Origin of the sequence: Monoglobus pectinilyticus (assembly GCF_002874775.1) — a bacterium.
GTDB classification, from domain to species: Bacteria; Bacillota; Clostridia; order Monoglobales; family Monoglobaceae; genus Monoglobus; species Monoglobus pectinilyticus.
The window spans coordinates 646314-659958 of record NZ_CP020991.1 but is presented as its reverse complement, the minus strand read 5'-3'; the positions used below and the strand labels follow the sequence as shown (position 1 = coordinate 659958).

General features: G+C 37.9%; 13 protein-coding genes. 4 read left to right on the top strand and 9 right to left on the bottom strand.

The annotated features are described in order from the left end of the window. Nucleotides 1-359: 359 nt before the first annotated feature. Nucleotides 360-1127, top strand: a complete 768-nt coding sequence (locus B9O19_RS03075; RefSeq protein ID WP_102365039.1) for a DUF134 domain-containing protein — start codon at nt 360-362, stop codon at nt 1125-1127. 792 nt (nt 1128-1919) lie between these two features. Here the strand turns inward: B9O19_RS03075 and B9O19_RS03070 are convergent. From B9O19_RS03070 to radA, 9 genes are all read right to left on the bottom strand, one after another. Beyond that, a complete protein-coding gene (locus B9O19_RS03070; protein ID WP_102365038.1) occupies nt 1920-2279 on the bottom strand; it encodes a hypothetical protein in 360 nt (119 codons plus the stop codon). A 65-nt stretch (nt 2280-2344) separates the two neighbouring features. Next, on the bottom strand, nt 2345-3976 hold the full coding sequence (gene groL, locus B9O19_RS03065) for a chaperonin GroEL (protein WP_102365037.1): 1632 nt from the start codon (nt 3974-3976) through the stop codon (nt 2345-2347). 36 nt (nt 3977-4012) lie between these two features. Next, nucleotides 4013-4297, bottom strand: coding sequence for a co-chaperone GroES (locus B9O19_RS03060; protein ID WP_102365036.1), 285 nt, complete (start codon nt 4295-4297; stop codon nt 4013-4015). Nucleotides 4298-4602: 305 nt separating this feature from the next. Then, nucleotides 4603-5079, bottom strand: coding sequence for a 2-C-methyl-D-erythritol 2,4-cyclodiphosphate synthase (gene ispF / locus B9O19_RS03055; protein ID WP_102366592.1), 477 nt, complete (start codon nt 5077-5079; stop codon nt 4603-4605). Nucleotides 5080-5220: 141 nt separating this feature from the next. Continuing rightward, nucleotides 5221-5583, bottom strand: coding sequence for a fluoride efflux transporter CrcB (crcB, locus tag B9O19_RS03050; protein ID WP_102366591.1), 363 nt, complete (start codon nt 5581-5583; stop codon nt 5221-5223). A gap of 28 nt (nt 5584-5611) precedes the next feature. Further along, nucleotides 5612-6454: a magnesium transporter CorA family protein gene (locus B9O19_RS03045; protein WP_102365035.1), complete on the bottom strand. Its 843-nt coding sequence runs from the start codon at nt 6452-6454 to the stop codon at nt 5612-5614. Nucleotides 6455-6472: 18 nt separating this feature from the next. Continuing rightward, nucleotides 6473-7177 (bottom strand): 2-C-methyl-D-erythritol 4-phosphate cytidylyltransferase, encoded by a 705-nt coding sequence (ispD, locus tag B9O19_RS03040; RefSeq protein ID WP_102365034.1) that lies wholly within the window; start codon nt 7175-7177, stop codon nt 6473-6475. A gap of 18 nt (nt 7178-7195) precedes the next feature. Then, nucleotides 7196-7672 carry a CarD family transcriptional regulator gene (locus B9O19_RS03035; RefSeq protein WP_102365033.1) on the bottom strand — a complete coding sequence of 159 codons (477 nt, stop codon included), beginning with the start codon at nt 7670-7672 and terminating at the stop codon, nt 7196-7198. A gap of 83 nt (nt 7673-7755) precedes the next feature. Then, on the bottom strand, nt 7756-9147 hold the full coding sequence (gene radA / locus B9O19_RS03030; protein WP_245862994.1) for a DNA repair protein RadA: 1392 nt from the start codon (nt 9145-9147) through the stop codon (nt 7756-7758). Between the two features lie 305 nt (nt 9148-9452). On the opposite strand from radA, the gene B9O19_RS03025 reads away from it, so the two are divergent. From B9O19_RS03025 to B9O19_RS03015, 3 genes are all read left to right on the top strand, one after another. Then, nucleotides 9453-10670 (top strand): glycosyltransferase family 2 protein, encoded by a 1218-nt coding sequence (locus B9O19_RS03025; protein ID WP_158648900.1) that lies wholly within the window; start codon nt 9453-9455, stop codon nt 10668-10670. 98 nt (nt 10671-10768) lie between these two features. Then, nucleotides 10769-12595, top strand: coding sequence for a glutamine--fructose-6-phosphate transaminase (isomerizing) (gene glmS, locus B9O19_RS03020; RefSeq protein ID WP_102365030.1), 1827 nt, complete (start codon nt 10769-10771; stop codon nt 12593-12595). 526 nt (nt 12596-13121) lie between these two features. After that, the gene (locus B9O19_RS03015) at nt 13122-13445 is read left to right on the top strand and encodes a hypothetical protein (RefSeq protein WP_102365029.1); all 324 of its coding nucleotides are present in this window, start codon (nt 13122-13124) and stop codon (nt 13443-13445) included. Nucleotides 13446-13645: the final 200 nt, after the last annotated feature.

Here is a 13645-nt window from a genome sequence, read left to right as displayed (position 1 = left end):
TCTTTACTTGGTTTTAAGTAATGCGATAAAATAGTTTTTACATAATATTTTCAATTCTCAAATAATATTGTTTTATAATTTATAAAATATTGAACATTATAAATCTTTTCTTCTATTATACAACTCTTTTCAATATAAGTAAATATATTTTTACTTTTTTATCCTATTAAATAAAAATCTTATAACTCATATTTATAAATAATTATTATTAAAATTAAATTTATCAATAAAACAAGCTGTTTGTATATTAAATAATTTATTTTTATAATTTATAAACATATATTTTTTAAAAAATACTTGATTTTCATGAATATATAGTATATAATATTATCGACATATGTCGGTAATGGAGGTGAGTTATGTCAAGACCTTTTAAATGCAGAAGAATATGTGAAGAGCCTAAGTTTAACAGTTTTGCACCGCTTGGCGTTGAAAATGCTGAGAAATGTATGATTTCTGTTGATGAGTATGAGGCGGTAAGATTAATTGACCTTGAAAAAAAGACCCATCAGCAGTGTGCTGAACTTATGGGAGTTTCAAGAGTTACGGTTACAGATATGTATGAAAAGGCACGTTTTAAAATTGCTGACAGTATTGCTAATGGAAAAATATTATGTATCACAGGAGGAAACTATCGGATTTGCGAAGGTTCGGTAAACAAATGCTGTGGAAAAAGGTGTAAAAAATTAAAATCAATAAAAAATTTAGTTGTAAAGAAAAAAGGAGAAGGTAAAATGAAGGTTGCAGTAACTTATGATAATGGTGAAGTGTTCCAGCATTTTGGACATACTGAAAATTTTAAGATTTATAATATTGAAGACAAAACGATAATTGACTCCAATGTTGTTAACACCATGGGCAGCGGTCACGGGGCTCTTGCAGGTTTTTTAGTTGAAAATGAAGTTGATACTTTGATTTGCGGCGGTATAGGAGGAGGCGCCCGGAATGCTTTATCTGAGGCAGGTATCACCCTTTATGGCGGTGTTTCAGGAAATGCTGACGACGCTGTGAAAGCATTGATAGATGGAAACTTGGGTTATAATCCTAATGTTAAGTGCAGTCATCATGAACATTCATGCGGCGAACATAAGTGCGGAGAAGAGAAGCACGGCTGCGAAGGCAAATAAGATAATGATTAATGAAATAAGTATAGGAATTTTATAATAAATTCTGTGATTTTTATAAATTTGCAACATATGTTTTAACATGCTATATAATTAATTTGTATTTAATGGACTGCTGCGCGAATTCAGCAGTCTTTTTTTATCACTTATCTTAAAACTAGTTTGTAAAATATCATATTACTATTGGTGAATGGAATATGTTTTCGAAGTTTTTATAATAATCAAAGTTATTATAGTAATAAATTATTGTAAATTATTTGCAAGGTTAACAGAAAACTAGACAGAAAAATTAAGAGTGTTTTTTTGTAAACAACGGTATATAGGATAATATTTTAAATAAAAAGTTATATAAAAATGAGGTATAGTATGAATTGTATGGCTTTGACTGAACCTGAAAGACGGGTGTGATTCAAAGTGACTTGTTTTGATTAATTTACAATGTCAATAATCAGACTTAGTTGTGAAGGCGGATGAAATCTGCTGCGTAAGGTGCGCAGTTGCTGAAAATTTATTAAAATAAGGTTTATAATGAACTTTTCTAAGTATGTTTGCGCTTAGCGTGATATGACGGCTCACCTGTCGAAGCGTGCAAGCATGCACTGCCGTTGTTTGCATAAAACACATTTAATTATCTTTTAATTATTGCAGCCTTGCCAATTATCGGGCTCTTACATTAACAGCTGACTGTATTAAAATAAAAAATAATTAATGAACAATTTGAATATATTTAACAAAAAAATCCCTCTGTGAATTTTCACAGAGGGAGAGAACTTTTTATTTAAATAATCAGTATTATTAAGTGAGATTATTTAAATTGTTTATATGATTAATATATTCGTCTTTTGTATAGAAGTTTAAGACGTCGATGTCTGTTTGCAGTTTTTTAAGAATTTCGGCGGTCGAGTCAGAAGAACCATAATCGACAACTGAAAGTCCGCTGACTGTTATGTTTGCGTTTCCGGAAGTCAATTTCCCGGACAGCTGTCTCAAAAGCCCCTCCACATCGTTTTCCTGATTCTTGACAAATACGACAAGTTCAGACGGAACCTCAGTTTTTTTCTCATGACTGAGTCCTTCCACAATGCCATAAAGGAATGTAATAAGACCGATTATTGCAAATATACCAACAAACACCAACAAGATTTGATTTATCATACTGCCATCAACTCCTTGATAGTAGTATAATATGCTAAAAACCTCTATTTGTGATGATATTTATATTAATACATTCCGCCGCCTGCGCCCATAGCAGCAGCTGCAGCAGCGTCAGCAGCCGGGTCAGGCTTATCAGCTACAACGCTTTCTGTAGTAAGAATCATAGACGCAATGCTTGAAGCGTTCTGGATTGCGCTTCTTGTAACCTTTGTCGGGTCTACTATACCAACTTTGAGCATATCAACATACTCGCCTGTGAGAGCGTTGTATCCAACACCAACTTCACTGTCTTTTATCTTATTAACGATAACGCTTCCCTCAACACCGGCGTTGTATGCGATTTGTCTAACAGGCTCTTCAAGAGCGTTCAGCACGATTTGAGCACCTGTTTTTTCATCTCCTTCGAGTGAGTTCATAAGTTCTTCGATAGCCGGGAGAGCATTAATAAATGCAGTACCGCCGCCTGCTACGATACCTTCTTCAACAGCTGCACGTGTAGCTGCGAGAGCGTCTTCAATTCTGAGTTTCTTTTCTTTCATTTCAACTTCTGTAGCTGCGCCTACTTTTATAACGGCAACTCCGCCTGAAAGCTTAGCTAAGCGTTCTTGAAGCTTCTCTTTGTCAAACTCTGATGTTGTTTCTTCGATTTGAGCCAATATCTGATGAACTCTTGCGTTGATGTCATCTTTGTTGCCCATTCCGTCAACAATAATAGTATTTTCTTTTGTAACTTTAACCTGACGCGCACGGCCGAGCTGGTTTGTCTGAGTTTCTTTTAAGTCGAGGCCAAGCTCATCTGAAATCACCTGTCCGCCGGTCAGAATAGCGATATCCTGAAGCATTTCTTTTCTTCTGTCGCCGAATCCCGGAGCTTTTACAGCTACGCATGTAAATGTTCCGCGGAGTTTGTTAACGATAAGAGTAGAGAGAGCCTCTCCTTCGATATCTTCAGCAATGATAACAAGCTTTTTACCTTCCTGAACGATTTTCTCAAGCAGAGGAAGAAGTTCCTGAATGTTTGAGATTTTTTTGTCTGTGATAAGGATATAAGCGTCGTCGATTACAGCTTCCATCTTTTCGGTGTCTGTTACCATGTAAGGAGTTATATAACCTCTGTCGAACTGCATACCTTCAACTATTTCAGAATATGTCTCAGCAGTCTTTGATTCTTCAACAGTAATAACGCCGTTGTTTGTAACTTTCTCCATAGCTTCGGCAATAAGTGTGCCTACTGTTTCGTCTGCGGCAGAGATAGAAGCTACGCGGGCTATATCGTTCTTTCCGTCGATAGCCTTGCTGTTTTCAACAATTTTGTCAACAGCTACGTCAACAGCTTTCTTGATACCCTTTTTAACTATCATAGGATTAGCACCGGCTGTAACGTTTTTCAGTCCTTCTCTGACTAGCGCCTGAGCTAAAAGAGTAGCGGTAGTAGTACCGTCTCCGGCTACGTCGTTTGTTTTTGTAGCAACTTCTTTAACAAGCTGTGCTCCCATATTTTCAAAAGCGTCTTCGAGTTCAATATCTTTAGCTATTGTAACGCCGTCATTTGTGATGAGCGGAGCGCCGTATTTCTTGTCAAGAACAACGTTTCTTCCCTTTGGGCCAAGTGTTACTTTAACTGTGTTTGCAAGCTGATCAACACCGCTCTGCAGTGCCTTTCTTGCGTCTTCACCGAACTTTATTTCTTTTGCCATAATGCATTACCTCCTAAAATAATGTATAAGTCTGGATTAATCAACAATAGCCAAAACATCTTTTTGGCTGATGATAACATACTCTTCGCCGTCAAGTTTAACTTCTGTTCCTGCATATTTGCTCATAATAACCTTGTCGCCGGCTTTTAATTCCATCTTAACTTCCTTGCCGTCAACAACTCCGCCTGGACCTACTGCAATGACCTCGGCGAACTGAGGTTTTTCTTTAGCCGAACCTGCTAAAATAATACCGCTTTGTGTTGTCTCCTCGGCTTCCGCCATTTTTGTGACTACTCTGTCTCCTAATGGTTTAATGTTCATTTTATATGCCTCCTTAAATTTAATTATCTAATCTGTTAGCACTCGTCTTGTTTGAGTGCTAACGCTATTCTACTCGTTTTCAGTCTATAAATCAAACTTAATTATCTGGAATTATATGCTATTATTGTCAGTTATATTCAATTATAATACAATAATCATTGATTTCTAATTTTTTCTATACAATTACAATTAAAAAAGCTAGTCTCTTCGGTATAAAAGAGGAGGGTGCCGTTCGATTTTCATAAGAATAAAATTAACTGCTGAAATGTTGGATGGTATTTTTATTTAGCAGTATCAGATTATTCTTATTGTGCCTTTTTTATACTGCATACCGCCTGAGCGGAAATTCCCTCGCAGCGGCCCTCAAAACCAAGTCTTTCCGTTGTGGTGGCTTTTACGCTGACGCGGTCTGTATCTATATTGAGAGCAGAGGAAATATTGCTGCGCATAAGCTCAATAAACGGTGCAAGTTTAGGTTCCTGTGCTGCTATCACGGAATCTATGTTGATTACAGCATAACCATGGTTTTTCAGCAGCTCGCCTACATGTTTAAGCAGGTCAATGCTGTCCGCACCTTTATATTCTTTGTCGGAATCCGGAAAATGCTTTCCTATATCGCCTAGCGCTGCGGCACCGAGAAGAGCGTCCATTACAGCATGTATTAAAACATCAGCGTCACTGTGCCCGTCAAGACCTTTTTCGTATTTAATTTCAACTCCGCCTAGTATCAGCTTTCTGTTTTCGGTCAACTTATGCACATCATATCCTATGCCGACTCTAATATCATTATTATTATTTGTCAATATAAATTCACTCTCCTTGCGGTAATATTATTTGTACAGTCAAATGCGTAAAAGCGGAGACGGTTATGTCTGTTTTTTTATAATTTAGAAAGTCATGGACTTACGATATAATTTTGTTGTTTAAACAGCGAGCCTCCCAAGATATTCTCCGAGAATGATACCCAAGAGACACAGGATGACACTGAGTATTGCGTAAATCGTTCCCAAAAAATGTTCGCCGCACTGAAACAGTTGTACGGCTTCAAGTGAAAATGTTGAAAACGTGGTGAAACCGCCGCATACACCGGTTTTAAGAAATAACAAAAACTTTTTTGATATAAATAGATTATCTGAAAGTCCGACAATAAACCCTATTAACAGCGCGCCCAGCAAGTTGGTTATCAGTGTCAAAAACGGAAAGGTGTTGTTAACAGGTATTAAACTTATTAAATAGCGCAGCATGGATCCCAGTGCTCCGCCGAGCCCTACCATAACAAATTGAATCAGCATATTGGTCTCCGGTGGATATATATCACATCCACTTTTTCTTTTTAAATATTATTATCAGAAACAAAACTATCGCGGCGCTTACTGCAATTACTGCCGGGTATCCGTAAACGGATTTAAATTCAGGCATATCAAAATTCATTCCATACCAGCCTGCCAGCAGTGTAAGAGGAAGAAAGATAGCTGTGACAACAGTGAATACTTTCATCAGATTGTTCTGACGGTAATCAAGCTGTGACTGATAAGAGTCGAGAACCATTGCTATGTAGTCCCTCAGATTGACCGCGTCGTTTAAGAGATGGTCTATGCGCCGCTGTATTATTCCGCAGTACCGCACGCCGCTGTCTGAGAGCAAATCATTCTCATTTGCCAGGAGCTCGTCAAATATTAGTTCGAGCTGTTGGTAGTAACGTTTAAAATTCAGCAGGTCTTTTCTAAGAGAAATAATTTTCCTTGTAAAATCTTTTTCTTCTCCTGAAATAAATTCATCTTCATTATCAGTGATGCGGAGTTCGTATTCATCAAGCCATGCCATATCGTTTTTCAGCAGCCTGGCAAAAAAATGATACAGGAGCTGTTCGTTGTTCAGCGAACCGTCCGAGGCGGCAGTTCCGGCAAGTTCTTCAGCGACCCTAAGCATAGGCTCTTCATGACATATAAAAAATATATTTTCTTTGTCGAGATAAATTGTGATTTTAGAGTCTTGTTTATCTTTTATTTCATGGTAGTTGAAAGATAATAAATCGAAATCTTCAAAGCTGCAAAAAAATTCTATCTGATGTCTGTCACCTGATAGGAGCTTTTGAACTTTGCCGCCGATAATTCCGCTGATTTCAGATATATTGCTGAGCGTAAGTATTTTTTGCATGGTATGACAACCCCAGTATTATGTATTGTTTTGAATTTTAGCGATGATAGCTTCCCCAAGGATTATATCTTCGGGAGTGGTGATTTTTATGTTGTTATAATCTCCGGTTATGACTTTCACCGGTTCACTTGTTAAAGCTTCAATAACTGCACAGTCGTCAGTCACGGAGAGGTTTAATTCCCTGGCTTTTTTATGAGCTTCCATAATAATGCCATATCTGAATCCTTGAGGGGTTTGTATTGACACAAGTTTGCTCCTGTCAGGAGTGTTTTTAATATATCCGCGTTCGTTTGTTTGCTTGATTGTATCTTTTACGGGTACGCCAATAGCAGCGGCCTTTGACGAGCCGCTGCGGAGTTCCGATATAATTTCTTTTATATGAGACGCTGATACAAAAGGTCTCGCGCCGTCGTGTATCAGAACAATATCATCATTGCCGGAATTTAAATGAGACAAACCAAGAAAAACAGATTCCTGTCTTGTGCTTCCGCCTTCGATTACTGCGCTGACTTTTTTTATATTGTGCTCAGATACCAGTTTTTTGATTATTTCAATATCACATTTTCTGGTAACAATTAATACAGAATCAATTTCAGACAGAAACTCAAAAACATTTATGGTTCTGATTATAACAGGAATGCCATCAAGCTCAATAAGCTGTTTACTTATATTAGTTTTCATACGGCTGCTGCTGCCGGCGGCTACGATTATTGCTGTAGTCATATATTAAATCCTTTCGCGCTAGGAAATTTTGCTCATAAGCATATCTTCAATGTCAGAATACGACGAGTTTTTGGACAAAACGAGCTCAGAAATCAATATGGTTTTAGCGTTGCTGAGCATTTTTCTCTCAGCGTTTGAAAGACTTTTCTTTCTGTCTCTCATTATCAAAGTTTTTGTTACTCTTGCGATTTCAAACAAGTCTCCGTCTTTTAATTTTTCAAGATTATCCCGGTATCTCTTATTCCAGTTATCATCTTCGTCGCAGCTGCATTTTTCGAAGTCATTGATGACAGCGTCTGCCTCGTTCTCGGATACTATATATCTTATCCCAACCTTTTCTATCCGTGCGACGGGAATTTTTATCTCTAGTTCACCAACGCAGGGCTCTAAAACAAAATACTGGTGTTCCTCACCGAGTATTTTCTCTTCCTCAACACATTTTATAATACCTGCTCCGTGCATAGGATAAGAGACTTTGTCACCAATTTGAAACATAAAATAACATCACCTTTCTAAATTTTGCATAAAATAGATTTCAATACTCAAACATTGTGAGTACGTAGTCTGTTTACATCCGTTTAAAATATATCTTTCATTACCTGCGTTATATTCGAGTATTGACAGATTTCTATATTTTTAAACTTTTTCCGGTCTTTTGCTCCCATATAAGGAACAATAATTTTTTTGAATCCCATTTTTTCAGCTTCAATTATTCTGCTCTCAAGAAAACTGCAGGAACGGATTTCACCTGTTAAACCAACTTCGCCAACAGCGGCTATCTCTTCCGGAACCGGCTTGTTTTTGAAGCCGGAAGCCAGCGCTATGATTATTCCTAGGTCGGCTGCGGGCTCAACCATTCTGAGACCGCCTACAACGTTGATATATGTGTCATAAGATGACAGATGAAGCCCGGCGCGCTTTTCTAAAATAGCCAGCAGCATCATAGCTCTGTTGAAGTCAACACCGGTGGTCATTCTGCGCGGGTTACCAAAAGCAGTTGGAGTAGCTAAAGCCTGAATTTCAGCAAGCACAGGCCTTGTTCCCTCCATAGTGCATACGATACAGCTTCCGGGAACACCCTGGGGTCTGCCTGATAACATAGCTGACGATGGATTTTTTATCTCAGACAGACCTGATGAATTCATTTCAAAAACGCCTATCTCATTTGTTGAACCAAACCTGTTTTTTATTGCCCTGATTATTCTGTATGAACGGTTTTGGTCGCCTTCAAAGTATAAAACGCAGTCAACAATATGTTCCAAAACCTTCGGTCCGGCTATAGAGCCTTCCTTGGTTACATGCCCTACCAAAAAAGTTGCGATAGAATAGGTCTTGGCTATTCTCATAAGCATGGAAGCTACGTCACGTATCTGTGAAACGCTGCCCGGGGCGGAATTCACGTTGGGGTTAAACATGGTCTGAACCGAATCCACAATGAGAATATCAGGCTTTTCCCTGGATATACATTCAAGTATGTTTTCAGTATTGGTTTCAGAGAAAATCTTTATATTGTCACTGTCCACACCCAGTCTGTCAGCCCTTAATTTTATCTGTCTGAGAGATTCCTCGCCGGAAACATATAATATTTTCTGCGTTTTTCCAATGTGCTGACAAATTTGAAGCAGAATAGTGGATTTTCCTATACCCGGGTCTCCGCCTAAAAGAACCAGCGACCCTGCAACAAGACCTCCGCCCAAAACTCGGTCAAATTCAGAAAGACCTGTGCCTGTTCTGATTTCGTCAGTTGTTGATATGTTTTTCAGATGCTCGGGAACCGCTGAGTCTCCCGCGTTTTCAAGAGCCGAAATAGCGTCTGACTTCATGCCTGAGCGCGAAGATTTACCCGGCTGTTTTGTAATTACTGTCTCTTCAACCAATGTGTTCCAGGAGTTGCAGGCTGTGCATTTTCCCATCCACTTTGGAAATTCGTTTCCGCATTCTGTGCAGACAAAAACTGTTTTGGTTTTCATTAATCCTCCAGACTCAGAATATTTTAAACACTTCATATTAAAAAATCATGAGTTCTTACTTATATTTATACTCATTTATTATAACACATAAATTTACTTTTGTCTAATATAAAAAATCACAATTTTTTGTGCCGGTTGTTTATTGTTTTATCTTAATTTTGCCATTTTTTTGGCAAATATGGCATATATGATGTGTGAATTGTATATATTAGTATGTGCAATTGTTAGAAAAATGTAATAATTTCACACTTGATATTTGCGGTCTAATATTATATAATCTCTCTATATTGTAAGGGGTGAGGCTTGTGCATACGTACGTATTGGAAATCATTGTTGATTTCTTAGAGCTTTTCCTCTTTTTTATTGGTACGTATTATGTCGTCTGCGGCGTATTCTCTTTTGTTAAAAGGAATGACGTCTTAAGACAAGATTTTCGGACAAACAGATTCGCGGTTATAATACCTGCTCATAATGAAGGCGCTGTTTTGGGCCAGCTTTTAAGCAGTATTTCGGCTTCAAGGTATCCAAAGAATAAGTATGATGTGTTTGTTGTTGCCGACGATTGTTCTGATAATACGGCTGCTGTTGCGAGGAGTTATGGAGCGAGAGTTCTTGTTAAACGTACTGGTAATAACAATAAATCGTCCGCGGTTTCATACGCTGTGGAGCATATAAAGAGTTTGAGAGAAGAATATGACTGTATTGCCGTATTTGACGCGGATAATACCGTGCATATGGATTGTATAATGAGAATGAATGAGATGCTTAACTGCGGATATTCTGCTGTTCAAGGATATGTTGACAGCAAAAATCCGAACGAAAACTGGCTGACAGCGGCCTATTCGGTTTGGCATACTCTTGAAAGCAGGCTTGCTAAAATGTCGTGCCATAACCTGGGAATAGGGTGTAAAATATCCGGAACCGGGTATGCTGTGAGGTTTGATGTTGTGAAGCGCTGTATGCCTTCTGACGACTGCCTTGCCGAGGACCTTGAATATACTGTCAGACTTAGACTGATGGGAATTAAAGTTGCCTTTGCTAAAAAGGCAGTGGTATATGATGAGAAGCCTGCTGAGTTCGGTAAGTCGGTTAAGCAGAGAATCAGGTGGGCTCAGGGCGTTGTTGACGTCCAGGGCAGATACGGTGGTCTTTTGCTCAAAAAAGGAAAAATAATAGACTGGCTGAGCCTTTATGGAGATTTTTTGGGTCAGTTCTGTTATGGAGTTTTTTTGGTCATAAGTATTTTCTCCACAATTTCTATTTTGTTTGGCTATCAGTTTGTTTTATGCAGTTTGTGGGTTCGTCCCGTCTGCTATGTGGCTCTTAATTTGTATTTGGGTATCGGCGCTCTTAGTGCCTTTGCCGGGCTTATATTGGAAAACAAACTTAGCCGGAAAACAATTTTCAATTTATTTGGTTTTCTGCTCTATATAGTAAGCTGGATACCGATTGGAATAGTCGGGATCTTTAAGCATAACAAGAAAGAGTGGTATCATACGGAACATACCGGTTCTGTTCAATAGCACAGTGTGTGCAGAAGTTATTTTGATAAAAATTATATTATTTTGTGATAGATTTGTATGATGGCAATAGCTGTCAATATTTTTTGGAGGTTAATTTTATGTGCGGAATAGTTGGATACGTTGGAACAAAGCAGGCGGCGCCGATTTTGCTTGACGGGCTGTCGAAGCTTGAATATAGAGGATATGATTCTGCCGGCGTTGCTATAATGACTGATGAAGGAATAGTGGTTAAGAAAAAGAAGGGCCGTTTGGAAAAACTCAGCAATATGATAGACGGCGGAGATGCAATAAAAGGCATTATGGGAATTGGTCATACAAGGTGGGCAACTCATGGAGAGCCGTCGGATATGAACTCGCATCCGCATCTCAGCCAGTCGGGTAGATTTGCGGTCGTACATAACGGAATTATTGAGAACTATCTGAAGCTTCGCGAGTATCTTACAAAAAAGGGTTTTGAGTTTATTTCGGAAACCGATACCGAGGTTATAGCGCATCTGTTTGAGTATTACTATAACGGCGATATAATCGACACTATGATTAAGGTTATAGGCAAGGTTGACGGTTCTTATGCACTGGGAGTGCTTTGCGCCGACGACCCGGATTCTTTTATAGCTGTCAGAAAAGAAAGTCCGCTTATAGTTGGTCTCGGCGAGGGCGAAAACTTTATAGCGTCTGATATACCGGCTATTCTGAAGCATACGAAGAACGTTTATTTTCTTGAAAACAACGAGATTGTTGTCTTAACAAAAGACGATGTAAAAATTTATAACACCGACCGCGAAGAAATTTCTAAGGAAACTTTTGTTGTCGACTGGGATATTTCCGCTGCTGAAAAAGGCGGTTATGAGCACTTTATGTTTAAAGAGATAATGGAACAGCCCCGTGCCATAGCTGATACTGTAAACCCAAGAATAAAAGACGGCAGAATTGTTTTGGATGATATATCTTTAACAGCTGATTATATCCGTGATATAAACAAGATATATATTGTGGCCTGCGGCAGTGCTTACCATGTTGGAGTAGTTGGCAAATATGTGATTGAGAGCATGGTTCGCATACCTGTTGAGGTAATAGTAGCGTCAGAGTTCAGATATTGCAATCCGCTTGTTGATGATAAGACTTTGGTGATTTTGATATCTCAGTCGGGAGAGACGGCGGACACTATTGCGGCAATGCGAGAGGCAAAGCGGTTAGGGGCGAGAACATTTGCCATAGTAAACGCTGTAGGAAGCTGTATAGCAAGAGAGGCGGATGACGTTCTCTATACATGGGCAGGTCCTGAGATTGCTGTTGCCACCACAAAAGCGTATAGCACTCAGCTGACAGCGATTTATTTGATGTCTATATATATGGCTCAGGAATTGGATATGCTGACACCTGAACTTTTGGCAAAATATATAAAGGCTCTTGAAAAGCTTCCTGATAATATTTCTAAACTTTTGGAAAACAAAGGCGAGATACAGTATATAGCGTCTAAGTATTTTAACAGCAAAAGCGTGTTCTTCCTGGGAAGAACTTTGGATTACGCTGTGGCGCTTGAGGGGTCGCTTAAATTAAAAGAGATTTCATATATCCATTCTGAGGCGTATGCAGCAGGAGAGTTAAAGCACGGAACAATCGCATTGATTGAAGAAGGCACAGTTGTTGTGGCGCTGTGCACAGTCAAGAATTTGTTTGATAAGATGCTGAGCAATATAAAAGAGGTAAAAGCCCGCGGAGCGGTAGTAATAGCCGTAGCGGAAGAGGGACACACGGAAATAGAAAAAGAAGCGGATTATGTCATCTACCTTCCAAAGTGCGACGAGCTGGTTATGCCTAGCGAAGTAGTAGTGCCGCTGCAGTTGTTTTCGTACTATGTATCATCATTGAAAGGGTTAGACATAGATAAGCCGAGAAATTTGGCAAAATCAGTTACAGTTGAATAATAAATATTAAAAAGCCTGCGTTTGAGGTGATCCAAAAGAGTTAGACCAAAAATCTAACAATTGGGTCGGCTCATTTGCAGGCTTTTTTTATTGTATTTAATCGGCTTCCCAGAAGGGGAAGCCGATCTCGCCCGGGCTCGGCGGGCGAAACAGGGCCGGGCGCAGCAAAGTAAGTAAATAAAGAATAATTAAATATTTTTATATTCGTATTACATTTTGGGTGCATTTACATAGACAAAAGGTCTATTAGTACGCAGTTTACACAGTCATATATATAATTTATACTAAGTATATTAATTATTTTAAGGTAGTATAAAAATATATCCGGGACTGCGCGCCTCACGTGGTGTACTCCGTACACCCTGCCGATGCTTGCTATACACAGTTTTTTGTATTGACAAATATATAAAAGTAATTCTTATATAAAAGCAATTCTTATATAGCAATAATATCGTTGTATAGTTGCTAGATAAATTAACTATTAAAATATTGTAATATTGGGTCATATAAAAGGGGAGCAAAAAAGATGAATAATAAATTTTTAAATAGCAAATTTTCTAAGAGAGAAAAAAGAATACGCAAAACTTATGAAATTGAGGATGATCTATATAATTTTTTAGAAGAAGCTTCTTTAACTTACGATGCTTCTGTTTCTGATATTTTAAATTTTTGTATAGCAGAATTAATTAGAACGAATGATTTAAAAATTTATACTTCTCCTAATATGAAAAATCCGTTACATAATTTTAATATAGCAGTCAGCAATGTAAAAGGTCTTGCAAAATTAAGTGAGACCACCCCATTTACTATAAAATCATTAGTAAATATGTCTATTAAAAATATCATATAGTTATTATTATATTATAATATAATTCTTAAAATTGTGGCTATAATCATAAAAAATTATTATAAATTAATTACTATATTATTGTAGATTTTAATAACATTTGTAGTCGTATTTTGTTAGTCGCTTAACTAAAATTATATATTTTATTTTGAAAGTATTTGTATTAAATAGTATGTATGCAGATTAATAAAGGTCTATTGTAA

What these genes read in the sequence shown, in the direction of transcription:
- B9O19_RS03060 (WP_102365036.1), bottom strand. Translation starts at nt 4,297, where the DNA reads ATGAACATTAAACCATTAGGAGACAGAGTAGTCACAAAAATGGCGGAA.
- ispD (WP_102365034.1), bottom strand. Translation starts at nt 7,177, where the DNA reads ATGACTACAGCAATAATCGTAGCCGCCGGCAGCAGCAGCCGTATGAAA.
- glmS (WP_102365030.1), top strand. Translation starts at nt 10,769, where the DNA reads ATGTGCGGAATAGTTGGATACGTTGGAACAAAGCAGGCGGCGCCGATT.
- groL (WP_102365037.1), bottom strand. Translation starts at nt 3,976, where the DNA reads ATGGCAAAAGAAATAAAGTTCGGTGAAGACGCAAGAAAGGCACTGCAG.
- B9O19_RS03035 (WP_102365033.1), bottom strand. Translation starts at nt 7,672, where the DNA reads ATGTTTCAAATTGGTGACAAAGTCTCTTATCCTATGCACGGAGCAGGT.
- B9O19_RS03075 (WP_102365039.1), top strand. Translation starts at nt 360, where the DNA reads ATGTCAAGACCTTTTAAATGCAGAAGAATATGTGAAGAGCCTAAGTTT.
- radA (WP_245862994.1), bottom strand. Translation starts at nt 9,147, where the DNA reads ATGAAAACCAAAACAGTTTTTGTCTGCACAGAATGCGGAAACGAATTT.
- B9O19_RS03070 (WP_102365038.1), bottom strand. Translation starts at nt 2,279, where the DNA reads ATGATAAATCAAATCTTGTTGGTGTTTGTTGGTATATTTGCAATAATC.
- B9O19_RS03045 (WP_102365035.1), bottom strand. Translation starts at nt 6,454, where the DNA reads ATGCAAAAAATACTTACGCTCAGCAATATATCTGAAATCAGCGGAATT.
- B9O19_RS03015 (WP_102365029.1), top strand. Translation starts at nt 13,122, where the DNA reads ATGAATAATAAATTTTTAAATAGCAAATTTTCTAAGAGAGAAAAAAGA.